This is a genomic window from Streptomyces sp. NPDC058257, assembly GCF_042881845.1.
Classification (GTDB): Bacteria; Actinomycetota; Actinomycetes; order Streptomycetales; family Streptomycetaceae; genus Streptomyces.
This window is the reverse complement of sequence record NZ_JBHVXJ010000018.1, coordinates 163020-186942: the sequence shown is the minus strand read 5'-3', so window position 1 is coordinate 186942 and position 23923 is coordinate 163020. Positions and strand designations below refer to the sequence as shown.

Here is a 23923-nt window from a genome sequence, read left to right as displayed (position 1 = left end):
GCCGGAGGGGCTGAGAATCAGCCCCTCCGGCGTTTTGCGCACCAGCTGCTACTTCGCGTCCTCTTCGTCGATTCCCAAGCCCGGCAGCAAGCCGGGAAGGATCGGAGGCACTGTGACGTCCGGCTTGGCCGGTGGGGTCTCCTTGCCCGATGTGTCGCCGTCCGACGGGCTGCTCGGTGTCGTGTCGGACTTCGGGGGGTCCAGGAGGCCGCCCGTGTTGCCGCCGAGCAAGCCGTCGCTCTCGCCCTTGTCCGGCGCCGACGGGCGGGGCTCGCCCTTGTCGGCGCTCGTGCCGTCCCTCGGCGATGAGTCCGGGGCCGAGGGGCTGTCCGGGGCCGAGGAGCCGGAGGAGTCCGACCTGCTCGGCCGGCCGGGGGCGTCGCCCTTCTGCGGGGTGCGGGGGAAGAGGGAGCGCAGGGGGTCCACTTCCTGGTCCATCGCGTCGAAGACCGAGTTCACCTGCTCGCCCACGTCGCCGAGCTGGACGGGCAGCCTGCTCTGCAGGTCGCGCCAGCTTCTGCGGTGCGACTCGGAGAAGGCGGACAGGGTCTGCATGGGGCCGAGCGAACCATCCCGCTCGTACGCCTCGTGCAGCAGACGGTGGCCTTCCGTGGCGTCGTGCCGCATGCCCGAGAGGGCACGCCTTACCTCGCCGAGGGATTCGTGGTCGAGGTCGCCGGAGCGGCCGCGCTCCATGAGCCGACGGGCTTCGTTCAGGCGGGTCGAGGCGTGGTCGAGATAGATCCCGCCCTTGTCGCTCTCGCCGTCGGCCATGCCGAGTTTGAGGTCCTCCATGCCGCGCTTGAGGCCGTACAGCGAATCGCCCGGCAGCGCGTCGGAGCTGGCCGCGGCCACTCCGCTGAAGGCCCCGGCGGCCACACCGACGGTGAGCCCGCCCGCGGCGATGCCCTTCGAAAGTCTGGAGCGTGGCTTCAGTTTGCGCAGTCCCGTGGCCCGATGGGCACCCTTGCGGGACCGCTGTTCGGGCACCGAGGTGCCGATGGTCCCAGCGCCCGCGGCCGTGCCCTCGAGGAGCATGGCTTCCATGGCGGCTACGAGCTGGGCCCGCTGGACCACTTTGACCTCGGGATCCAGCTCCGGCTTCGGCAGCTCGCCGAGTTCGGTCGCGAGGGTCAGCATCCGGTCCGGGGCCGTCTGTTCGGACGGTCCGGAATCGGATGTGACGGAACCTTCGGACTGCTCGGCCGCCGGGGCCTGGTCGGATCGCTCCTCCAGGTCCTGGGCGAAGGCGTTCGCCCGCCGGTGTGCCGATACGTTCGCGATCACTGGCGGCACCTCCTCTCGTCATGACGATCGACTCCCCAGGGGGTCCTGAGGGTTGCACGACCTGAGCACTTCCACACGATCGAGTGAGCGGAGGTGTTCAGGGGCGACCACAGGGAGCCTGCATCCCGCACAACGAGCGTCGCGGCACTTGGGTTACGGACGGAGGATGATCGGACCGCCCTAATTCCGTGGCGGCCATCTGGCCGCCACGGAGGGTGAGTTGAAGACTCCGCACGGCTACAGCGGGCTATCGGCGGTGCGCGGCGCTAGCGCGCGTCATCGGGCAGGAGCCGGGCCAGTGTGCGGACCGCGCGGTACTGGAGGGTCTTGATCGCGCCCTCGTTCTTGCCCATCACCCGAGCGGTCTCGGCGACCGAGAGGCCCTGCAGGAAGCGCAGGGTCACGCACTCCTGCTGCTGGGGGTTGAGGCGCCGCACGGCGTCGAGCAGTGCGGCGTTCGAGAGGGACTCCAGGACGGAGTCCTCGGGGCTGCGCTCGACCTCGTTGGCGTCGAGCATTTCGCCGGTGGTCACTTCGAGGCGGAAACGGCTCGACTTGAAGTGGTCGGCGACCAGGTTGCGGGCGATCGTGACAAGCCAGGCGCCGAAGTCGCGGCCCTGCCAGGTGAACGTGCTGATGCGGCGCAGGGCGCGCAGAAAGGTCTCGCTCGTGAGGTCTTCGGCGGTCGCTTTGCCGCCGACGCGGTAGTAGATGTAGCGGTAGACCGTGTCGCTGTACTGGTCGTAGAGACGGCCGAAGGCGTCGGACTCGCCCGCTTGGGCGCGTTCGACAAGATCCATCATGCGGGCGCTGTCGCTGTCCGCGGCGGGACGGCGGTGGGTGGGGGTTGAGGTGGCGGCAGAGGCGGAACGAGCCCGTCTGCTGACCGCCGCGCCGCTGTCCGCCAGGGCATAGACGGGCCCGGCGGGTGTGGGGACGGCAAATGCGGGGACGGCGGGGCCGGCGTACGCGGTGGGGACGAAGCCGCGCAAGCGGTCGGCGACCGTTGCGCGCAGCGTAGCCAGGCCCGAGGCGTCAACCCCGACGTGTGGGTACACGGGACTCCCAGAGGCAGAGCTTCCATCACGTGCAGTGCGGAACCGTTCACCCGTCGTAGCGACGTGTGGGGTCCGTAATGCGTCTGAGGAGAATAACGCTTCGTACAGGCAGCGCTACACCCAGTTGCTTAAATCGCCGATTACGTCGCTTCTGTAGCCGGTCGGTGCCCGTTCAAGTAGCGGACAGTGATCGGTTGTTGATCGAAATGGTTCACATTCCGGCTATGCGCGAGGCGTGTTGTGGTCGGGTGCTACCAACGTGACTGGCGGGAGCCCGGCCGGGGTAGGACCGAGAGAATGTGTCAGTGGCGGCGGCGGTGCAGGGCGATGGCCGCGGCCGTACCGCCCGCCAGCGCGCCCACACCCGCGGCGGCCGGGATGCCGACCTTGGCGGCCTTGCGGCCGGTGCGGTAGTCCCGCAGGCGCCAGTCCCGCTCGCGTGCGTGCTTGCGCAGTTTGGCGTCAGGATTGATCGCGTAGGGATGCCCGACGAGCGAGAGCATCGGGATGTCGTTGTGCGAATCGCTGTACGCCGCACAGCGGGCCAGGTCCAGGCCCTCGCCCGAGGCGAGCGCGCGGACCGCCTCGGCCTTCGCCGGGCCGTGCAGGGGTTCGCCGACGAGCTTTCCCGTATAGACGCCGTCCACGGACTCGGCGACCGTGCCGAGCGCGCCGGTCAGGCCGAGGCGCCGGGCGATGATCGTCGCCGTCTCCACCGGGGCGGCCGTGACCAGCCAGACCTTCTGGCCCGCGTCGAGGTGGGCCTGGGCCAGGGCGCGTGTGCCCGGCCAGATGCGCTCGGCCATGTACTCGTCGTAGATCTCCTCGCCGATGGACATCAGCTCGGCGACGCGGTGGCCCTTGACGATGGACAGGGCGCTGTCGCGGGCGTCCTGCATGTGCTCGGGGTCCTCGACGCCGGCCAGCCGGAACCACGCCTGCTGCCAGGCGAATCGGGCCAGCTCCTGGCGCTCGAAGAACTTCCGCTTGTAGAGGCCGCGGCCGAAGTGGAAGATCGCGGCGCCCTGCATCACGGTGTTGTCGAGGTCGAAGAAGGCCGCGGCCTTGTCGTCGCCGACGACCGGGAACTCGGGCTCCTCCGGTTCCTCGGGCGCGGACTCCGCCGCCAGATCGTCCAGTGCCTCCAGTTCCTGGGAGGACTTGCGCGCTGCCTCAGCCGAGGCCTCGCCTGCCAGCACGCTCCGCGCGGTGGCGGAGCGCCTACGGGGTGTGAGCCATCCGAGAGCGGCCATGTCGTGAGCATAGCTAGTTCGTTCGGTCGATCCGGAGTCGGCAGGATTCGACGCTGTGAACTCTCCGCGACCGCACCGTTAAACAGGCGGGTACCCGGGCGGCCCGCGCGGCGCGTCGAGAGGGCGAGAATGGAGTCATGAGCCCGATTTTTCGCCGTACGGAGAAGAAGAAGCCCCAGGACCGGACGGTCACCTTGATCGGTAAGCCCGGCTGCCATCTGTGCGATGACGCACAGCTGGTGATCGAGAAGGTCTGCGGCGACCTCGGAGTGCCCTGGGAGAAGAAGGACATCACGCGGGACGAGGAGCTCAACCGCGCCTACTGGGAACAGATTCCGGTGGTTCTGGTCGACGGTGAGCAGCACACCTTCTGGCGCGTCGATGAAGATCGACTGCGCCGCGAGCTCGCTCCGTAGTCCGAATCGAGACTGATCGAGACTGACTGAGTAGTCCAAGTGGCCCGAATGGTCCCTTAGGATCGTGGGCGGTTTGGTCTCGGGGGCGATGATCGTGAGGAGAGTGTGCGGTTTTGCCCCCTTCAACTGAGCAATGCTGCCACCTGCGTGCCGGTTCCCGGGAAGTGCGCTCCGGAGAAAAGAGGCCGGGCGGCGACGCCCGTCGAGCAGGGTGGCGGCGGGTGACGGGCGGGTGCGTGACCCCGGTCACGTTGGCCGGGCAAATCGGACACCATCTTTGTGCACGCGTTCACAAAGACATAGCCTGCATGGGACGGGGCGGTCTGGGGACGTGTGACCGCCTGCAGCCCCGCTCTACCCGCAGGAGCACCGTGGCAACTGGCCGAACTCACCGACCGGCGACCCGCAGCCGAGGGATTCCCGAGGCCACCGTCGCCAGGCTTCCGCTGTACCTCCGAGCCCTCACCGCTCTGTCGGAGCGCTCGGTGCCCACGGTCTCCTCCGAGGAGCTCGCGGCCGCCGCGGGGGTCAACTCCGCGAAGCTGCGCAAGGACTTCTCCTACCTCGGTTCCTACGGGACGCGCGGTGTCGGCTACGACGTCGAGTACCTCGTCTACCAGATCTCGCGCGAGCTCGGCCTGACCCAGGACTGGCCCGTGGTGATCGTCGGTATCGGTAACCTCGGTGCGGCTCTTGCCAATTACGGCGGGTTCGCCTCGCGCGGCTTCCGTGTCGCCGCGCTGATCGACGCCGACCCGGCCATGGCGGGCACGCCCGTCGCGGGGATGCCGGTGCAGCACACGGACGACCTCGAAAAGATCATCAGTGACAACGGCGTCTCCATCGGCGTCATCTCGACCCCGGCGGGCGCCGCCCAGCAGGTCTGCGAGCGGCTCGTCGCCGCCGGTGTGACCTCGATCCTGAACTTCGCGCCCACCGTTCTCTCCGTGCCCGACGGCGTCGACGTACGCAAGGTGGACCTCTCCATCGAGCTGCAGATCCTCGCCTTCCACGAGCAGCGCAAGGCCGGTGAGGAAGCGGCGGCCGACGAGGCCGCGGCGCCCGTCGCCGCCAAGCAGCAGCGGAAAGGACCCGACGGGGACGTCCCCGCCGTGATGCCGGCATGAGTCTCCTCGTCGTAGGGCTGAGTCACCGCAGCGCTCCGGTGAGCGTGCTGGAGCGGGCCGCCCTCGCCGCCGACGCACAGGCCAAGCTCCTTCAGGACGCCCTCGCTGCCGAGCCCGCGGACGAAGCGGCCGTGCTCGCCACCTGCAACCGCATCGAGCTGTACGCCGACGTGGACAAGTTCCACGCGGGCGTCGCCGAGCTGTCGACCCTGCTCGCGCAGCACAGCGGTGTGGGCCTGGAAGAGCTCACCCCTTATCTCTACGTCCATTACGAGGACCGGGCCGTCCACCACCTCTTCTCGGTGGCCTGCGGCCTGGACTCGATGGTCGTCGGCGAGGGCCAGATCCTCGGCCAGATCAAGGACGCCCTCGCGCGCTCCCAGGAGCTGCACACCGCCGGGCGCCTCCTCAACGACCTCTTCCAGCAGGCCCTGCGGGTCGGCAAGCGCGCGCACTCGGAGACCGGCATCGACCGGGCCGGGCAGTCGCTGGTGACCTTCGGGCTCGAACAGCTCGCCGGGCGCGAACCCGTCGAGACGTGGGCCAAGGGCAAGCGCGCCCTGGTCATCGGCGCCGGATCCATGTCCTCGCTCGCCGCGGCCACGCTCGCGCGGGCCGGGGTCCACGAGGTCGTCGTCGCCAACCGCACGCTCGACCGGGCGCACCGCCTCGCGGAGATCCTCTCCGAAGGAGGCACGGGCACCATCGCGCGCGCCGTTCCGATGGACGAGGTGACGGCCGAACTGACACGTGCAGATGTCGCCGTGTCCTGCACCGGCGCCACGGGTCTGGTCCTGACCGCCGACGCCGTCGCGGCCGCCGTCGAGGACCGTGCGGGCGTGCCCGTCGCGGTGGGCGCGCCGCGCGTACCGCCGACAGGTTCTTCGTCCGCATCCGCCGGGTACGACGCCGCGCCCGACACCGACGAGGCGTGTCCGCTCGGGCTCTCCGGCGACGGAGCCGCCGTACCCCGCGGGGTCGGGTTCTCCGTCATGGGTGAGGACGCCGTCGCCGGGATGGACGCCGCGACGCTGGAGCAGCACGCGGCCTGGGTGGACAACGCGCCCGCCGCGCGCCGCGAGGACCCGCAGAGCGAGGCCGACACCATCGCCGCGCTCGCCGCGGCCGTGGCCGCCGGCGGGCGGATGCCCGAGCGCCGCCGCGCTCCCTCGATCGTCGAGACGGGCCACGTCCTGCTCGCCCTGCTCGACCTGGCGATGCCCCGTGACATCGACGGCGCCGCGCACCGCATCGACGGCGTACGCCTCGTCGACATCGAGTCGCTCGCCGACGCCTCCGCCGACGCCCCGATGGCCGACGACGTGGAGAAGGTCCGCGGACTCGTCTCCGACGAGGTCGCCGCCTTCGGCGCCGCGCAGCGGGCCGCGCACATCACGCCGACCGTGGTCGCCCTGCGCACCATGGCCGCCGACGTCGTCGCGAACGAGATCGCGCGGCTCGACGGACGGCTCCCCGGACTCGCAGAGAAGGAACGCGCGGAGATCACCCAGACCGTCCGCCGCGTCGTCGACAAGCTGCTTCACGCACCCACCGTGCGGGTGAAGCAGCTGGCGGGCGAGCCCGGCGGCGCCGGGTACGCGGACGCGCTGCGCACCCTCTTCGACCTCGACCCGCAGACGGTCGCCGCCGTCAGCAGGGCCGACAAGCTCAATGACTCCGACTCCACCGATCAGAACGCACCGCAGAACGCACAGCAAACAGACCCGAAACGAGGCCGGGCATGACCGAGAGGGCACTCAGGCTCGGGACACGGCGCAGCAAGCTGGCCATGGCCCAGTCCGGGCAGGTGGCCGACACAGTGAGCCGCGTGACCGGCCGCCCCGTAGAGCTCGTGGAGATCACGACGTACGGCGATACGTCCCGTGAGCAGCTGGCACAGATCGGCGGCACCGGCGTCTTCGTGACCGCCCTGCGCGACGCGCTGCTCGGCGGTGAGGTCGACTTCGCCGTGCACTCGCTGAAGGACCTGCCGACCGCGCAGCCGGACGACCTGGCCCTGGCCGCGGTGCCGCTGCGCGAGGACCCCCGCGACGTACTCATCGCGCGCGACGGGATGACGTTCCCGGAGCTGCCGGGCGGCGCGCGCATCGGCACGGGTTCGCCCCGCCGCATGGCGCAGCTCAACGCCTACGCCCGCAACCACGGGCTCGCCATAGAGACCGTGCCGATCCGCGGGAACATCGACACCCGCATCGGATTCGTGCGCAAGGGCGAGCTCGACGCCGTCGTGCTCGCCGCCGCCGGACTTCACCGCGTCGGCAGGATCGACGAGGTGACCGACTTCCTGTCGGTCGACACAGTTCTGCCCGCCCCCGGCCAGGGGGCACTGGCGATCGAATGTGCCGCGTCCAACGCGTCACTGACCGCCGCGCTCGCCGAGCTCGACGACCCGTACACCCGGGCCGCCGTGACCGCCGAGCGATCCCTGCTCGCCGCCCTGGAGGCCGGCTGCAGCGCACCTGTGGGAGCGCTGGCCGACCTGTTGGCCGACGGGCAGATTGTCAAGGAAATGCGCCTGCGCGGCGTCGTCGGGGCAACCGACGGCTCGACGCTGGTGCAGCTGTCCACCACCGGTCCCGTGCCCGAGACGCATGACCAAGCCTTGGCGCTCGGCCGTGAACTCGCTGCCGAGATGCTTGCCAAGGGCGCGGCCGGTCTGATGGGGGAGCGAGCACTTTGAGCCCCACCTCGAACCTTCCCGGCCTTCCCGCACACGGGCACGTCACCTTCCTGGGTGCCGGACCCGGAGATCCGGGACTACTAACGCTGCGCGCCGTAGAGGCGCTGGCCCGAGCGGACGTGTTGATCGCCGAGCCTGATGTGCTCGACGTCGTACGCGCGCATGCCAGGGGAGGTGTGGACACACCTCGGCCAGGGACAGTTGACGACGCGTCAGCGATCGCCGAAGCGTCGTCGTTGCGAGCTGCCACCAATCTTGTCATGGAGGCGGCGAGGGGCGGCAAGCGGGTCGTACGAGCCGTCAGCGGCGACGTGGGCCTCGACACCTACGCCGCCGAGGAGATGCTCGCCTGCGCCGCGGACGGCATTTCCTTCGAAGTCGTGCCCGGCATCGCGGCGGCGGTCGGTGTACCCGCCTACGCGGGTGTTCCGCTGCGCGACGCCCAGGGCACGGACGTGCGTTTCATCGACGCGCGCACCGCGTCCGACCGCTGCTGGAGCGAGGTGGGGGCGTCCGACGGGACCCTGGTCGTGTCGACCGCCCTGGACTCGGTGGCCGCGGCAGCCGGTGAACTGGTGTCCTGCGGGCGCAAGCCGGACACTCCGATGACGGTGACCGCCGCCGGTACGACGACACGTCAGCGCACGTGGACGGCGACCCTGGGCACCATCGCGCAGGTCCTCAAGCAGGCGAAGGTCCTCCCGTCGCCCGACGGGGGCCAGCCCGTCATAGCCGTCGTCGGCGAGCGGTCCGCCGCAGCCCAGCGCGACCAGCTCTCGTGGTTCGAGTCGAAGCCGCTCTTCGGCTGGCGGGTGCTCGTTCCGCGTACGAAGGAGCAGGCGGCCTCGCTCTCCGACCAGCTGAGCTCCTACGGCGCGGTGCCTCACGAGGTGCCGACCATCGCCGTGGAGCCGCCCCGCACGCCCCAGCAGATGGAGCGCGCGGTCAAGGGACTCGTCACGGGTCGCTACGAGTGGATCGCCTTCACCAGCGTGAACGCCGTCAAGGCCGTACGCGAGAAGTTCGAGGAGTACGGGCTCGACGCGCGTGCCTTCGCCGGGATCAAGGTCGCGGCGGTGGGCGAGCAGACGGCCGCGGCGCTGATCGCCTTCGGCGTGAAGCCCGACCTGGTGCCCAGCGGTGAGCAGTCGGCCGCGGGTCTCCTGGAGGACTGGCCGCCGTACGACCCCGTCTTCGACCCGATCGACCGGGTCTTCCTGCCGAGGGCCGACATCGCCACGGAGACGTTGGTCGCCGGGCTCATCGATCTCGGGTGGGAGGTCGACGACGTGACCGCCTACCGGACGGTGCGCGCGTCGCCGCCCCCGGCGGACACGCGTGAGGCGATCAAGGGCGGCGGTTTCGACGCCGTGCTCTTCACGTCGTCGTCGACCGTGCGCAACCTCGTCGGCATCGCGGGCAAGCCGCACAACGTGACCGTCATCGCGTGCATCGGTCCCGCCACCGCCAAGACGGCGGAGGAGCACGGGCTCCGGGTGGACGTGATGGCTCCGGAGCCTTCCGTCCACAAGCTGGCCGAGGCGTTGGCCGAGTTCGGTACGCGGCGCAGACTCTCCGCCCTGGAGGCGGGGGACCCCGTCACCAGGCCGAGCGAGCGGCGGCCCGGGTCGCGGCGCAGGCGTACGGCACCCTGAAGGGTCCGGCATCGTTGAGCTAGTTGTTCCCCGGCCCCGGCTGAGATCCTTCAGCCGGGGCCGGAATCTTTCGTGAGGTGAGAGAGACAGTGACCAAGTACGGATCGTTCCCCGGGTCTCGGCCCCGTCGGCTGCGTACCACGCCCGCCATGCGGCGCATGGTCGCCCAGACGCGGCTGCACCCTGCCGACCTGATCCTGCCCGCGTTCGTGCGTGAGGGAATCAGCGCGCCCGTGGAGATCGGCGCCATGCCCGGCGTCGTCCAGCACACCCGCGACAGCCTGAAGAAGGCCGCCGTCGAGGCGATGGAGGCCGGGGTCTCCGGGATCATGCTCTTCGGAGTGCCGGAGGAGGAGAAGAAGGACGCAGCCGGGACCGTCGGCACCGATCCGGACGGGATTCTCCAGCTCGCCCTGCGCGACGTGCGCGCAGAGGTGGGCGACGGCCTCATCGTCATGTCCGACCTGTGTCTGGACGAGTTCACCGACCACGGCCACTGCGGCGTCCTCGACTCCCAGGGGCGCGTCGACAACGACGCCACCCTGGAGCGGTACGCCGAGATGGCGCAGGTCCAGGCCGACGCGGGCGCCCATGTGGTGGGGCCGAGCGGCATGATGGACGGTCAGGTCGGCGTCATCCGGGACGCGTTGGACCAGGCCGGGCACGAGGACGTCTCCGTGCTCGCCTACACGGTGAAGTACTCGTCCGCCTTCTTCGGCCCCTTCCGTGAGGCCGTCGGTTCCTCCCTGAAGGGAGACCGCAAGACCTACCAGCAGGACCCGGCCAACACCCGGGAGTCCCTGCGGGAGCTGGCGCTCGACCTCGAAGAGGGCGCCGACATGGTGATGGTGAAGCCCGCGGGGCCCTACCTGGACATCCTCGCGCGGGTCGCCGACGCCGTCGACGTGCCGGTGGCCGCGTACCAGATCTCCGGTGAGTACTCGATGATCGAGGCCGCCGCCGAGCGCGGCTGGATCGACCGGGACCAGGCGATCATGGAGTCGCTCACCGGCATCAAGCGTGCGGGCGCGAACATGATCCTCACGTACTGGGCCACCGAGGTGGCGCGGCAGCTCTGAGGATCTGCGCCGGGGGCCGGGGCACTGGGCCCGGGGCGCTGGGCCCCGGGGGCCGGAGTCCGGTTCGGTTTCCGGGTTGACCTCAAGTTTGATTGAGGTTGCAGGGTGGTGTGCATGGACGTTCCTACGTCCTCACGTTCCGACGTTCTGAGGAGCACGCCATGCACGCTGTCGTCCTGCACGAGTTCGGGCCCGCCGAGAACCTGACGTACGAGACCTGGCCCGACCCCGTCGCGGGTCCGGGCCAGGTGCGTATCGCCGTGCGGGCGGCGGGAGTTCACTTCGTCGAGACCGTCATGCGGCGGGGCGCGGCGAGCGACATGGCGCCGCCGCTGCCCGAGCTGCCCTCCGTCTTCGGCGGGGAGGTCGCAGGGGTCATCGACGCGGTGGGCCCCGGCGTGGACTCCGCTTGGCTGGGGCGGGCCGTAGTGACACCGCACAGTGCGCCCGGCGGGTACGCCGAGCTCGCGGTGGCCGAGGTCGCGCGGCTGCACGAGGTGCCGGACGGCCTCGGATTCGAGGCCGCCGTGACCATGGTGATGACCGGGGCGACGGCCATGGGGCTCCTGGACGCGGCTCGACTCACCTCCGACGATGTGGTGTTGGTGACGTCCGCCGCCGGTGGCGTCGGGCGGCTCGTGGTGCAGTACGCCGTCGCGCTCGGGGCGGTCGTGGTCGGAGCCGCCGGTGGGGCCGACAAGGTCGAGGCCGTCTGGCATCTCGACGCCGACCTCGCCGTCGACTACAACGAGCCCGGTTGGGCGGACGTCGTGCGCGAACGGCTCGGCGGGCGCCAGGTGAGCGTCGTACTCGACGGGGTGGGCGGGGAGAAGTCCGCCGCCGCGTTCGGACTCATCGGTGAGGGCGGGCGTTACGTGGTCATCGGCTGGTCCTCGCAGGAGGCGTTCGAGCCGGACGCGGGTGTGGTGGAGGAGCGGGGAATCACCGTCACCAACGCCCTGCTCCAGCTGATCGAGCGGCCCGAGGACGGTCCCGGGCACGAGCGGCGGGCCCTGGAGGCCGCGGCGAAGGGGGAGTTGGTCCCCGAGGTGCGGACGTTCCCGCTGGCTCAGGCGGCTCGGGCCCACGCGGCGATGGAGCGGCGCGAGACCACGGGGAAGGTCGTGCTCGTGCCTTAGCTCTTCTGGTCCCTCGGTCCTTCTGGTCCCTCGGCCCCGCAGCTCTTCGGTTCTTCAGTTCTTCTTGAGCAGCTCCGGGAGGCGCGAGAGGCCGTCGGCCGCGTACCCCTCGGCGATCCCGCGGTCCAGGAGCACCTGGAGGGGCTCGAACAAGGCGCCGCTGATGCCCTGTTCGGCGTAGGCGCTCAGGAAATTGGGCAGCGCGGCCTGATTGACGGCGAGGCTCGACACGTTCGTGAGGTGCTGCCCGGTGTCGAGCGCCTCGGCGGTGCCGGGCACGAGGCTCCGCGTCATGGCGACGACGAAGTCGCTCAGGAGCGGTGCGAACTCACGGGCGGGGATGCCCTCGGTGCCGATCAGCGCGTACGCCTGCGCGACGCCCATCACCATCCCGTACATCCCGGTCAGCAGGGACAGGTCGTACAGCGCGGCGAGGCCGGGGTCCTCGCCGACCCATTTGGTGTCCGCCAGTGCCCGCAGTGTGGGGCGGTGTGCCGTGAAGGCGGCTTCGTCGGTGCCGCTGTAGAGGATGTACGCGCCGGGCGTCGCGATCATCTGGGGTACGGCCATGATGCCGCCGTCGATGTACGTGATGCCGTGGGCCGCCGCCCAGTCGGCGAGGTCCCTGGCCTGGGAGGGCGACCCGTTCGTGAGGTTGACGAGCGTGCGGCCCGCGAGAGCGTCGGCTTCCGGCTCCAGGAGGGCGCGCACGCCTTCGTTGGTGGTGAGGCAGACGATGGTGAGCGGGCTCGCGGTGACGGCGTCTCTCGCGGTGTCCGCCGGGGTCGCGCCCTGGGCGGCCAGGGGGCCGGTCCTGGCGACCGTGCGGTTCCACACGGTGGTGGGGTGGCCCGCCTCGATGAGCGCGGCGGCGAGCGCGCTGCCCATGAGGCCGAGACCGAGGACGCTTACGGGGGACTTCGTGGCCTGTGCGGGCTGTGTGGGCTGTCCGGGCTGTGCGGGCATGGCTGTGGGACTCCGATCGGAGGCGTGTGGTGGGGACGCCTTCGATCCTTGCCGTGCACGGAGAAGCGGGCAAGTACCCACTTTTTTGTGCGTACTTACCGCGAGGTTGGTGAGGGGCGCGGCGGAGGCGGGGGTTCCGGTGTTCCAGGCAGGTGTTCCAGGGAAGTGGTATCCGCGCAGGTCAGAGGAGTGGAAGTGTTCCAGCGTTCCAGATCGGCCGAGGTTCCTTGTACTGGTCGGACCGGGGCTGTTTCGCTCTTGGCCGTGCCGCAGCGGCACGCCGTTCGAACCACGCTCTTTCCTGATCCTCGGGGGCTCCTCTCTCATGAAGTTCACACGCACCACGACCCGTTCGATCCTCGTCGGCATCTCCCTCGTCGGCGCGCTCACGCTCACCGCGTGCAACGGAGACGACGGCACCGGGGTGAGGGACTCCTCGTCCTCGGCCGCGTCCGATTCGTCGTCGGGCGGCGGTTCGGAGCCGGGCGGCGGTTCGGAGCAGGGCGGCGACAAGGACTCCGGCTCCGGCTCCGGCTCGGGGGACTCCGCAGGGGCCGGCTCCGACGAGAGCGGCGAGCTCGCCAAGTGCCGTGCCGACGATCTGGACATCACGGCCCAGGACAGCACCATCGACGGCGACACCGACGGCACCGTCGCGGTGACGCTGACGAACGGCAGCGGCGAGGAGTGCGCGATCTCGGGGTACGCGGGCGTCGACCTGAAGACCAGCGAGGGCGATCTGTCCGCGAAGCGCACCGGTGAGCAGTCCACCCCGGGCACCCTCAAGGACGGCGAGTCGGTGTCCTTCGGCGTCAACTACCCGATGAACGACTCGGGCGGCTCCGGCGTCGGCGTCACGGGCCTGGTGGTGACCCCGCCGGACGACACGAAGTCCGTCACCCTCGAATGGCCGGGTGCCAAGACCCTGCCCGTCACCGACGGCGCGGGCTCCCCGGTCAAGGTCGGCCCGATCGGAAGCGCCGGTCAGGGCGGGGAGCGCTGACCCGCCCCGATCCGACTCCTTCCAGCTGCTCCCGGCCTCGTTGTGCCCCCGCACGAGGCCGGGGGCGTTCGTCGTTCCCGGGGTGATTCCCGGAGCCCCGGCCTCCCCGGCCTCGTGGTCAGCCGGCTCTGCTCACCACATCAGCGCGTCCGACGCCGACGTCTGCCAGTACGTGACGAACGCCGAGTCGTCCACGTACACGCCGCCCGCGGGCAGCTTGGCCGCCGCCGTGCCGCCCGCGCCGCCGTTCATTCCGCGGTTGGAGAAGAGCACGCCCAGCTTGTCTGCCTGGTGGCCGTCCGAGCCCTCCGGCGACGACGTGGCGATGCCCGCGTACGCGCTCTGGCCCGGCTTCAGCGTGACGACCGCCTGCGGCACGCTGTCACCCAGCCACGCCGTGGCGGACTGCGCGTCGTCGAAGCGGAGGTACGGGGCGCCGTACGCGTAACACGTCTTCGTGCCCGTGTTCTCGGCCTTCAGGAGCAGGTGGTTGATGGGGCTGCTCACCTGCTCGACGGTCACCGTGGTGGTGGCGGCGGTGCAGGTGACCGGCGCCGACCCGGCTGCGGGCGTCGCGGCCGACGCGGTGCCGCCGAGCGCGGCGAGCGAGAGGGCGGCGGTGAGGGCCGCGGCGGTGGCGGTGGCCTTGGTGGTGAGTCGCATGGCTTGTCTCTTTCGGTGTGACGCGGGAGACGTGAGTCGCGCCCAAATGCTCCCGGATGCGGCGTGCTTGGATGACCCAGAGCTTGTGCGGGGTTCTGTCCCGGCGGCCAGTGCGGCACGGCAGTGGGGGACGTTGGGACGTTCCTACGGCCGTGGTCTGCGAAGACTCCGTTCCTCGGAACGGATGGACGGGATGGGAGAGAGCGTGGGGGCGGGCGATCTCGCGGAGTTGCTGCGCGAGCTGAAGGAGAGGTCGGGGCTCAGTTACGGGGCGCTGGCCAAGCGGTTGCATGTGTCGACGTCGACTCTGCACCGGTATGTGAGCGGGTCGGCCGTACCGACGGAGTTCGCTCCGCTGGAGCGGTTCGCCCGGGTGTGCAAGGCCTCGCGGGAGGAGATGGTCGAGGTCCACCGGCGGTGGATCCTGGCCGACGCGTCGAGAGGCGAGCGCAAGGAGGGCGCGTCCTCACCTGCGGCGGCGGCACCCGACGACGTGGTTGCCCCCGGCTCCGGTGTCCCGGCTCCGGCCGCCGATGCCCGGACCTCCGGCGCCCTGGCCTCCGACGGTCCGGCTGCCGATGCCGCCGACGCCGCCGACGCCGCCGATGCCGCCGACGCCGCGACGCCCGGCATCGTGATCGGCGGGGTACCCGCGGCGGGGCGGCGCGAGGGGAGACGGCTGCCCAGGGCGCGGGTGCTCGTCGCCGCCGGAGTCGTACTCGCGCTCGGAGTCACCGCCGTCGCCGTACAGGCTGCCGACGGAGGAGACCGCGACCGCGTGGCCACCGACTCTCCGAGTGCTTTCGACGGAGGGAAGCAGGGCCCGGACGGCGCCGAGTCCGCCTCGCCCTCCGGGAAGAAGTCCGGGAAGAAGTCCGGGAAGGAGTCCGGGAAGGGCGAGCCGGGCAAGGAGGCGACGGGCTCCGACAAGCCTGAGGGCGAGCAGGGCAAGGGCTCCGCCGGCAGGACCGGGGCCCCCGCCGCCGGGGACGGCGGCAAGGGCGGGGCCGACGAGGGCGGTGTCCCGGTGACCGTCTCCACCCAGGGCCACTTCTGGCAGGACCCCTGCGGCCACCCCTACCTCGTCGACAAGACCCCCGGCGAGCTCTCCCCGCCCCCCAACGAGCAGGACGCTTCCGGCTGGGCATCCGCGAACGGCGCGGTCTCCGCACGGGACCAGACCGTGAAGCTGACCGTTCAGGGCACGGGCAAGGACACCGTCGTCCTGGAGTCCCTGCACGTCCGCGTCGCGGGAAGCAGCGCGCCGCTCGCGTGGAACAACTACAAGATGGGGTACCTCGGTGTCGGCTGCGGCGGCAGAGTGCCCCAGCACTCCTTCGACGTCAACCTGGACGCGTCGGTGCCCCGCCCGAGTCCCCAGGACGGGGGCGACAACTTCCCCTACACGGTGAGCGCGAGCGACCCCGAGGCGTTCTACATCAACGCGACCGCCAACACGCGCTACGTGCGCTGGTACTTGGAGCTGGAGTGGTCGAGCGGCTCCCGGCACGGCACGGTGCGCATCGACGACACGGGCAAGCCGTTCGCCACGAGCGGCGACAAGGGCCGTTCCGTCTACGCGTACTCGCTCAACAGCAAGAAGTGGACGAAGACGAATCGCGACGACGACAACGTGCCTGACCCGCCTGCGTAGAGGCCGGGCTCAGGGGCAGACCTGAGAGGCAGGGCTCAGGGGCAGACCTAAGAGGCAGGGCTCAGGGGCAGGGCTGAGAAGCAGGGCTCAGGGGCGGGGAGTAAGGGCGGGGCGTCCGGTCACGTCCGTATCCCGGAATGGTGCTTGTAGGCGGCATACGGTTCCTTACGCTGCCGGGAAGCAAAGGAGCCGCAGATGACCGTCACCGACGCCCCCGTCCCCGCAGCCGGGGAAGAAGAGCAGGCCCAGGCTCAGGCCCAAGCACCGGCCCCGGTACCCGCGTTCGCGGCCCGCGCCGCCGCCGTCGGGGGCTCGCCCGTACGGGAAATCCTCGCGGTCACCGCGCGCCCCGAGGTCATCAACTTCGCGGGCGGGCTTCCGGCGCCCGAGCTGTTCGACGCGGCGGGCGTCGCCGCCGCGTTCCAGGCGGTCCTGACGTCGACGCCCGGCACGGCGCTGCAGTACTCCACGACGGAGGGCGAGCCCGCCCTCCGTGCCGCCGTCGCCGCCCGGACAGCGGCACGCGGGCTGCCCACCGACGCGGACGACGTGCTCGTCACCACCGGCTCGCAGCAGGCGCTCTCGCTGCTCGCGACGGCGCTCGTCGAGCCCGGCGACGCCGTTCTCGTCGAGAGCCCCTGCTACCTGGCGGCACTTCAGGCCTTCGCCTTCGCGGGCGCCCGTGTGGTGCCCGTGCCGTGCGACGCGGCGGGCATCGACCCCGCCGCGCTGGACGAACTCGTCGCCGCGTACCGGCCGAAGCTGCTCTACACCGTCCCCACCTTCCAGAACCCGACCGGCCGCACACTGCCCGCGGGGCGGCGCGCGGAGATCGCCGCCGTGGCCGCGCGGCGCGGGCTGTGGATCATCGAGGACGACCCGTACGGGGAGCTGCGGTTCGAGGGCGAGCGGGTGCCGTGGATCGCTGAGTACCCGGGGGCAGAGGACCGCACCGCCCTGCTCGGCAGCTTCTCGAAGGTGATGGCGCCGGGTCTGCGGCTCGGCTGGCTGCGGGGGCCCGCGGCGCTGCTGCGGGCGTGTGCGGTGGCCAAGCAGGCCGCGGACCTGCACACGCCCACCGTCAATCAGCTCGCCGCCGCGCGGTACTTGGCGGACAACGACCTGGACGCGCACGTGGCCCGCGTCGCGGGGGCGTATCGCGAGCGGCGTGACGCGATGCTGCTGGGCCTCGCGGATGCGTTGCCTGAGGGGTCCAGCTGGATTCGGCCCGAGGGGGGCATGTTCGTCTGGGCGACGCTGCCTGAGGGGTACGACAGCGCCGCGCTGCTTCCGGGCGTCGTCAAGCATGACGTGGCGTACGTGCCCGGGGCGCCGTTCTACGCGGCGGAGCCTGACCCCGCGACCCTGCGGATGTGTTTCGTGACGCAGGCCCCCGACGAGATCGCCGAGGGCCTGCGGAGGCTTCGGGGTGCGCTGGTGGGTTGAGGTCTGCGGGCCGTATGTGGCTGGTCGCGCGGTTCCCCGCGCCCCTGAAGCCCCTGACGGGGCTCAGAGGCGCTCAGGGGTCCTGATGCCAAGGAGGGCCATGCCCTGGTGCAGCGTGCGGGCCGTGATGTCGCAGAGGAACAGACGGTTCTCGACCTGGGCCGGGGTGTCCGCCTTCAGGACCGGGCACTTGTCGTAGAACGTCGTGTAGAACGAGGCCAGTTGGTAGAGGTACGCGGCCAGCTTGTGCGGCGCGTACTCCCCGGCGACCTCGGCGACCGTCTCCGCGAACTGGTCGACGTGCAGGCCCAGGGCCCGCTCGGCGGCGGACAGTTCGAGCTCCGGGTGCGCCTGCGGCCGTACGTCGCCCGCCTTGCGCAGGATCGACTGGATACGGGCGTACGCGTACTGGAGGTACACCGACGTGTCGCCGTTCATCGACACCATCTGGTCCAGGTCGAACTTGTAGTCGCGCACCGCCGACGTCGACAGGTCCGCGTACTTCACCGCGCCGATGCCCACCTGGGCGCCGCGCTCGGCGATCTCCTCCTCGGAGAGGTCCTGGGCCTTCTCGCGGACGATGGCCGACGCCCGCTCGATCGCCTCGTCGAGAAGGTCGATCAGGCGGACGGTCTCGCCCTCACGCGTCTTGAACGGCTTGCCGTCCTTGCCGAGCACCGTGCCGAAGCCGAGCTGCACCGCCTTGACGCCGTCCGTCAGCCAGCCCGCCCTGCGAGCCGTCTCGAAGACCATCTTGAAGTGCAGGGACTGCCGCGCGTCGACGACGTAGAGAAGCGTGTCCGCCTTGATGTTGAAGACGCGGTCGCGGATCGCGGAGAGGTCCGTCGCCGCGTACCCGAAGCCGCCGTCGGACTTCTGGACGATCAGCGGGGACGGGGTGCCGTCCGGGCCCTTCACGTCGTCGAAGAACACGCACAGCGCGCCGTTCGACCGGACGGCGACACCGGACTCCTCAAGGATGCGGCAGGTCTCCGCCAGCATGTCGTTGTAGCCGGACTCGCCGACGATGTCCTCGTCGCGGATCTGCACGTCCAGCTTGTTGAAGACGGAGTAGAAGTAGACCTTCGACTCGTCCACGAACCGCTGCCAGATCGCGAGCGTCTCGGGGTCGCCCGCCTGGAGGTCCACCACCCGGCGCCGGGCCCGCGTCTTGAAGTCCTCGTCGGAGTCGAAGAGCACCTTGGACGCCTTGTAGACGCGGTTGAGGCCGGACATCGCCTCTTCGCCCACCGCGGTGTCGTCGGAGCCGTCCGCGGTCTCGTGGCCCAGCGCGTCCGGGTGCTCGATCAGGTACTGCACGAGCATGCCGAACTGGGTGCCCCAGTCGCCGATGTGGTGGCGGCTGACCACCTTCTCGCCCGTGAACTCAAGGATCTTGACGACGGAATTGCCGATCACCGAGTTCCGGAGGTGGCCGACGTGCATCTCCTTGGCCACGTTCGGCTGGGCCCAGTCGATGACCGTCGTGCCGGCCTTCTCCGCGAACGGCACGCCGAGCCGCTCGCCGTCGGCGGCGCGCGCGGCGAGGTTCTCGGTGATCGCCTTGTCGGTGACCGTGACGTTCAGGAAGCCGGGGCCCGAGACCTCGACGTCCTTGATCATGCCGTCGTCGGCGGGGAGAGCGTCCACGACCTTCGTCGCGAGCTCGCGCGGGTTCGCCTTCGCCTTCTTGGCGAGGGCCAGGATCCCGTTGGCCTGGTAGTCGGCCCGGTCGCTTCGTCGCAGCAGCGGGTCGGCGGAACCGGCCTCCGGCAGGGCAGCCGAGAGGGCGTCCGCGAGGCGCTGGTGGACGGAGGCGGTGAGGGACGTGACCGAGGCCATGGAGTGGATGCCGTTCTCCTCGAGGTGCAGATAGACCCGGTAAGTATCCCACGCAAGGAAAAGCGGTTTTCGCGGTTGCGGGTGGAGCTGGGAGAATGGGTCCGTCAAGCGGTACTCACGTAGAAGAAGATCAGAAGAAGAGAGGCGTGCCGATCGTGGCTCAGAGCACCGATACCACCGACTGGGTCTCCCGTTATGCGGACGAGGTCATCTCCGAGTCGGAGCGTCGTGCCCCGGGCAAACCGGTCGTCGTCGCCTCCGGGCTCTCCCCCTCGGGCCCGATCCACCTGGGCAATCTCCGCGAGGTCATGACCCCGCACCTGGTCGCGGACGAGATCCGGCGGCGCGGGCACGAGGTCAGGCACCTGATCTCCTGGGACGACTACGACCGGTACCGCAAGGTCCCGGCCGGCGTCCCCGGCGTCGACGAGTCCTGGGCCGAGCACATCGGCAAGCCCCTGACCTCCGTGCCCGCCCCGGCCGGTTCCGCGTACGCGAACTGGGCCGAGCACTTCAAGGCGGCCATGACCGAGGCGCTCGACGAGCTCGGCGTGGAGTACGACGGGATCAGCCAGACCGCGCAGTACAACTCCGGTGTCTACCGCGAGCAGGTCCTGCACGCGATGAAGCACCGCGGTGACATCGACGCGATCCTCGACCAGTACCGGACCAAGAAGACGCCCGGCAAGAAGCAGTCGCAGAAGCCCGTCGACGAGGCCGAGCTGGAGGCCGCCGAGGGGTCGGGCGCCGCGAGCGAGGACGACGGCAGCGGTGGCGGCAGCGGGTACTTCCCGTACAAGCCGTACTGCGGCGCGTGCGAGAAGGACCTGACCACCGTCACGTCGTACGACGACGAGAGCACCGAGCTTTCGTACGTGTGCGCGGACTGCGGTCACACCGAGACGGTCCACCTCAACGAGTTCAACCGCGGCAAGCTGGTCTGGAAGGTCGACTGGCCCATGCGCTGGGCGTTCGAGGGCGTCATCTTCGAGCCGAGCGGCGTGGACCACTCGTCTCCCGGGTCGTCCTTCGTGGTCGGCGGGCAGATCGTCCGCGAGATCTTCGACGGCGTGCAGCCGATCGGTCCGATGTACGCGTTCGTCGGCATCTCCGGGATGGCGAAGATGTCGTCCTCCAAGGGCGGCGTGCCGACCCCGGCCGACGCGCTGAAGATCATGGAGGCGCCGCTGCTCCGCTGGCTCTACGCCCGCCGCAAGCCGAACCAGTCCTTCAAGATCGCCTTCGACCAGGAGATCCAGCGGCTCTACGACGAGTGGGACAAGCTGGACGCGAAGGTCGCCGACGGCTCCGTGCTGCCCGCCGACGCCGCCGCGCACTCGCGTGCGGTGCGGACCGCCGCCGGTGAGCTGCCCAAGACGCCGCGTCCGCTGCCGTACCGGACGCTCGCGTCCGTCGCGGACATCACGGCGGGCGCGCAGGACCAGACGCTGCGCATCCTGCGCGACCTGGACCCCTCCGACCCGATCTCGTCCCTGGACGAGGCGCGGCCCCGTCTCGACCGGGCCGAGAACTGGATCACCACCCAGGTCCCGGCCGACGCGCGCACGATCGTGCGGGCCGAGCCGGACGCGGAGCTGCTGTCCTCGCTGGACGACGAGGGCCGTGAGTCGCTGCGGCTGCTCCTGGAGGGCCTGGACTCGCACTGGTCCCTCGACGGTCTTACGCACCTGGTGTACGGCGTGCCGAAGGTGCAGGCCGGGTTCTCCCCGGACGCGACGGCGAAGGAACTCCCCCCGGAGATCAAGGTCGCCCAGCGTTCGTTCTTCGCCCTCCTGTACCGCCTCCTCGTGACCCGGGAGACGGGCCCGCGCCTGCCCACGCTGTTGCTCGCCGTGGGCGCGGAGCGGGTACGCAAGCTGCTTGGCGCGTAGCGGTTACGCGGCTGGGGGCGCCGTCCATTTTCTGGGCGGCGCCCCTTTTGCGTGCCGCGGACTGGACCGCCGCTTCGCGGCGGAGTTTTCCCCGCCCACCCGCCCGAGCACCCCGGGTAATCGGGTGGGTGGGCGGGTCCGCATCCGCTAGGCGCTGTACTCCGAGTCCAGGTCCTCCTGGTAACGCCCCCGGAAGTCACGCAGGTACGGGCGCAGCGTGCTCTCCGCGGGAGGGCCGCCCGCCTGGCCGGTGACGCCGTACAGGTCCATCAAGTACAGGCCGAACTGGCGGGCGTTGGGATAGTCCCCGAGCTCGCTCACGTACTTGCGGAACGCGGCGAAGTACGCGTCCTCGCGCGAGACGTCGTCCGGAAGACCGGACGCGTCGGGCAGCGGCCCCAGCTCCTCCGGCGCGTTCCCCCGCGCCTCGTCCCGCACCGCGTCCCGCACCGCGTCCCGCGCCTCGTTCCGCACCGCGTCCTCGGGAGCCTGCTCCTCACGCGGGCCGGGAATCAGGTGCTGACCGCCGAGCGGGCGAGTGCGGCCGGGCCCCGCCGGGACCTGGAAATCGGACTCGGGGGGAGCAGCCGCGGGGTTCCCGTGCTCGTCGAAGTACGCCTGCTGCTGCTCCAGATAGGCCTGCTGGTCGGCATAGGCCTGCTGATCCGCGTACGCCTGCTGGTCCGCGTACCACTGGTCGTGCGGCTCCTCAGGAACGTATGAAGGCTGCTGAGCCGCGAACCACGGGCTCACGTGCGCCCCCTCGGGGCCGGGCTCGGGCTGCTGCTGCTCCGACTGGGGCGCCTGCTCCTGCGCCTGCTCCTGCGCTTGGCCCTGCGCCTGCTCCTGCGCTTGGCCCTGCGCCTGCTCCTGCCCGGCCTGCGGCGGCACAGACGCCCGCACAGGCGCCGCCGCCAGCTCCGGCTGCTGCGACTCCGTGGGCGCCGCTACCGGCACCGGCGCGGGCGGAAGCAGCGCGGGCTCGATCCCCGCCGCCGCGAGCCCCGCGGGCGCGGTCTCCGCGAGCGGCACACCGAAGCGCGCCAGGCGCAGCGGCATCAGCGACTCGACCGGGGCCTTGCGGCGCCAGGAGCGGCCGAAGCGGGCCTGGAGGCGGGCCTGGTAGATGAGGCGGTCCTGCTCCAGCTTGATGACCTGCTCGTACGAACGCAGCTCCCACAGCTTCATCCGCCGCCACAGCTTGAACGTGGGCACGGGGGACAGGAGCCAGCGGGTGAGGCGTACGCCTTCCATGTGCTTGTCGGCCGTGATGTCCGCGATCCGGCCCACCGCGTGCCGCGCGGCCTCGACGGCGACCACGAACAGGATCGGGATGACGGCGTGCATGCCCACGCCCAGCGGGTCGGGCCAGGCCGCGGCGCCGTTGAAGGCGATGGTCGCCGCCGTAAGCAGCCACGCCGTCTGGCGGAGCAGCGGGAACGGGATGCGGATCCACGTCAACAGCAGGTCGAGGGCGAGCAGGACGCAGATACCCGCGTCGATGCCGATCGGGAAGACCGCCGAGAAGCCGCCGAAGCCCTTCTGCTCGGCGAGCTCGCGCACGGCCGCGTACGACCCCGCGAAACCGATGCCGGCGATGACGACCGCACCGGCGACGACCACCCCGATGAGTATTCGGTGCGTGCGTGTCAGCTGCATCGCGGCCACCCGCGAACCCCTCCCTGTTCGGTCTGTTGCGAGCGACAGCCTGGCACACGCATGCGGAACACGGTGTGCCGGTACGGCTGGAGCCCGGCCACCAGAGGGGCCGGGCTCCACAACTGCCTTGACTGCGCGGCGAGTTGCACGCGTGGGTGCGTACCGCGGTCTATCCGCCCGGCGTCAGCTCTTGGGCTTGTCGCTGGACTTGGAGTCCGACTTGGAGTCGTCCGACTTCTTCGAGTCGTCCGGCTTCTTGGGGGCGTCCGACTTCTTCGGGTCGTCCGAGCCCTTCGAGGGGGAGGAGGAGGTGCCGCCCGCCTTGTTCGCGGAGACGACCGCTTCCGAGGCCTCCTTCGCGGCCTTCTCGGCGGACTTGGACAGGTCCTTCGAGCTCGGCGCCTTGTCGCCCGCGAGGCCCGCGCCGTTGTAGTCGATCGTGACGACGGCGTTCTCCACGCGCGTCACGACCGTCTGCTGCTTGAAGTTCTCCTTGTCCTTCTTCAGGTCGTAGTGCACGACCGTCGTCTGGTCGCCCATCCCCGGCACCGGCTCCGTCTTGACGCTCTTCGCGCCGTCCGTCGCCTGCGCGTCCGCGACCTGCTTGGCGAAGCTGTTCTGCGCGCGCTTGGCGCCGCTGCCGAGGGACGCGTCCGAGTCGAAGCGCATCAGCGAGACGCGCAGCCAGCGGAACTGCGAGCCGTCGACGCCGTTGTTCTCCAGGCTGTCCCAGGAGCAGGTGCCGCGCGCGGACGTGTCGTCGGACGTGCCCGCCTTGCCCGACTTGTCCTTGGCCTTCGGGACGAGGTCGCCGAGCGACTTCTTCGACAGGACGTCGCAGGGCTCGGGCAGCTTGCTGAACGCCGCCTTCTCCACGCTCGCGGCCTTGTCCTTGCCCTTGCCCGAGGCCGAGGCGGAAGCCTTCGTGCCCGAGTCCTTCTTGGCCCCGTCCGAGCCCGAGTCGGAGTCGGAGGAGCAGCCGGAGGCAATGAGGATCACCGGTACGGCGGCTGCGCAGGTGAGTATGCGGGTGAGTCGCTGTGCTGGTCGGTGCATGGTTCCTTCACTCAAGTCGCTCAAGAC

At 70.6% G+C, this 23923-nt stretch carries 19 protein-coding genes; 11 read left to right on the top strand and 8 right to left on the bottom strand.

The features are described from left to right. Nucleotides 1-48: 48 nt before the first annotated feature. From ACFVXC_RS32855 to ACFVXC_RS32845, 3 genes are all read right to left on the bottom strand, one after another. On the bottom strand, nt 49-1287 hold the full coding sequence (locus ACFVXC_RS32855) for a DUF5667 domain-containing protein (protein WP_389912783.1): 1239 nt from the start codon (nt 1285-1287) through the stop codon (nt 49-51). A gap of 266 nt (nt 1288-1553) precedes the next feature. Next, entirely contained in the window at nt 1554-2345 is a 792-nt protein-coding gene (locus ACFVXC_RS32850; RefSeq protein WP_389912780.1) for an ECF subfamily RNA polymerase sigma factor, BldN family, read from the bottom strand. A 302-nt stretch (nt 2346-2647) separates the two neighbouring features. Further along, nucleotides 2648-3598: an HAD family hydrolase gene (locus ACFVXC_RS32845; RefSeq protein ID WP_389912777.1), complete on the bottom strand. Its 951-nt coding sequence runs from the start codon at nt 3596-3598 to the stop codon at nt 2648-2650. A 137-nt stretch (nt 3599-3735) separates the two neighbouring features. Here ACFVXC_RS32845 and ACFVXC_RS32840 point away from each other — a divergent pair, with 137 nt between their 5' ends. The 7 genes from ACFVXC_RS32840 to ACFVXC_RS32810 all read left to right on the top strand — a co-directional run bounded on the left by ACFVXC_RS32840 (nt 3736) and on the right by ACFVXC_RS32810 (nt 11715). Continuing rightward, on the top strand, nt 3736-4014 hold the full coding sequence (locus tag ACFVXC_RS32840; protein WP_389912774.1) for a glutaredoxin family protein: 279 nt from the start codon (nt 3736-3738) through the stop codon (nt 4012-4014). Between the two features lie 371 nt (nt 4015-4385). Then, nucleotides 4386-5141, top strand: a complete 756-nt coding sequence (locus tag ACFVXC_RS32835) for a redox-sensing transcriptional repressor Rex (protein ID WP_389912772.1) — start codon at nt 4386-4388, stop codon at nt 5139-5141. After that, nucleotides 5138-6886: a glutamyl-tRNA reductase gene (locus ACFVXC_RS32830; protein ID WP_389912769.1), complete on the top strand. Its 1749-nt coding sequence runs from the start codon at nt 5138-5140 to the stop codon at nt 6884-6886. Before ACFVXC_RS32835 ends, ACFVXC_RS32830 begins: the two co-directional genes overlap by 4 nt. After that, nucleotides 6883-7842 carry a hydroxymethylbilane synthase gene (gene hemC / locus ACFVXC_RS32825; RefSeq protein ID WP_389912766.1) on the top strand — a complete coding sequence of 320 codons (960 nt, stop codon included), beginning with the start codon at nt 6883-6885 and terminating at the stop codon, nt 7840-7842. Before ACFVXC_RS32830 ends, hemC begins: the two co-directional genes overlap by 4 nt. Beyond that, nucleotides 7839-9497, top strand: coding sequence for a uroporphyrinogen-III synthase (locus ACFVXC_RS32820; RefSeq protein WP_389912763.1), 1659 nt, complete (start codon nt 7839-7841; stop codon nt 9495-9497). The genes hemC and ACFVXC_RS32820 overlap by 4 nt, the downstream gene beginning before the upstream one ends. An 89-nt stretch (nt 9498-9586) precedes the next feature. Then, nucleotides 9587-10576, top strand: a complete 990-nt coding sequence (gene hemB / locus ACFVXC_RS32815; protein ID WP_389912839.1) for a porphobilinogen synthase — start codon at nt 9587-9589, stop codon at nt 10574-10576. A 161-nt stretch (nt 10577-10737) separates the two neighbouring features. Next, on the top strand, nt 10738-11715 hold the full coding sequence (locus ACFVXC_RS32810) for a zinc-binding dehydrogenase (protein WP_389912761.1): 978 nt from the start codon (nt 10738-10740) through the stop codon (nt 11713-11715). A gap of 54 nt (nt 11716-11769) precedes the next feature. Here the strand turns inward: ACFVXC_RS32810 and ACFVXC_RS32805 are convergent, their stop codons facing one another. Continuing rightward, nucleotides 11770-12681: an NAD(P)-dependent oxidoreductase gene (locus tag ACFVXC_RS32805; protein WP_389912759.1), complete on the bottom strand. Its 912-nt coding sequence runs from the start codon at nt 12679-12681 to the stop codon at nt 11770-11772. A gap of 325 nt (nt 12682-13006) precedes the next feature. Between ACFVXC_RS32805 and ACFVXC_RS32800 the strand changes: the two genes are divergently transcribed. Beyond that, on the top strand, nt 13007-13684 hold the full coding sequence (locus ACFVXC_RS32800) for a DUF4232 domain-containing protein (RefSeq protein ID WP_389912756.1): 678 nt from the start codon (nt 13007-13009) through the stop codon (nt 13682-13684). A gap of 132 nt (nt 13685-13816) precedes the next feature. Here ACFVXC_RS32800 and ACFVXC_RS32795 read toward each other — a convergent pair whose 3' ends face one another. Then, nucleotides 13817-14347 (bottom strand): DUF4232 domain-containing protein, encoded by a 531-nt coding sequence (locus ACFVXC_RS32795; RefSeq protein ID WP_389912753.1) that lies wholly within the window; start codon nt 14345-14347, stop codon nt 13817-13819. 193 nt (nt 14348-14540) lie between these two features. Here ACFVXC_RS32795 and ACFVXC_RS32790 point away from each other — a divergent pair, with 193 nt between their 5' ends. Both ACFVXC_RS32790 and ACFVXC_RS32785 read left to right on the top strand, forming a co-directional pair. Continuing rightward, complete coding sequence (locus ACFVXC_RS32790; RefSeq protein WP_389912750.1) at nt 14541-16001, top strand: helix-turn-helix domain-containing protein; 1461 nt, start codon at nt 14541-14543, stop codon at nt 15999-16001. Between the two features lie 195 nt (nt 16002-16196). Further along, nucleotides 16197-17447, top strand: a complete 1251-nt coding sequence (locus ACFVXC_RS32785) for a PLP-dependent aminotransferase family protein (protein ID WP_389912748.1) — start codon at nt 16197-16199, stop codon at nt 17445-17447. 63 nt (nt 17448-17510) lie between these two features. Here ACFVXC_RS32785 and argS read toward each other — a convergent pair whose 3' ends face one another. Beyond that, nucleotides 17511-19289: an arginine--tRNA ligase gene (argS, locus tag ACFVXC_RS32780; RefSeq protein WP_389912746.1), complete on the bottom strand. Its 1779-nt coding sequence runs from the start codon at nt 19287-19289 to the stop codon at nt 17511-17513. A 146-nt stretch (nt 19290-19435) separates the two neighbouring features. Between argS and lysS the strand changes: the two genes are divergently transcribed. Next, the gene (gene lysS / locus ACFVXC_RS32775; RefSeq protein ID WP_389912744.1) at nt 19436-21181 is read left to right on the top strand and encodes a lysine--tRNA ligase; all 1746 of its coding nucleotides are present in this window, start codon (nt 19436-19438) and stop codon (nt 21179-21181) included. A gap of 147 nt (nt 21182-21328) precedes the next feature. Here the strand turns inward: lysS and ACFVXC_RS32770 are convergent, their stop codons facing one another. Both ACFVXC_RS32770 and ACFVXC_RS32765 read right to left on the bottom strand, forming a co-directional pair. Beyond that, nucleotides 21329-22849: a DUF2637 domain-containing protein gene (locus tag ACFVXC_RS32770; RefSeq protein ID WP_389912742.1), complete on the bottom strand. Its 1521-nt coding sequence runs from the start codon at nt 22847-22849 to the stop codon at nt 21329-21331. A 174-nt stretch (nt 22850-23023) separates the two neighbouring features. Then, complete coding sequence (locus tag ACFVXC_RS32765) at nt 23024-23896, bottom strand: DUF3558 domain-containing protein (protein WP_389912739.1); 873 nt, start codon at nt 23894-23896, stop codon at nt 23024-23026. Nucleotides 23897-23923 lie beyond the last annotated feature (27 nt).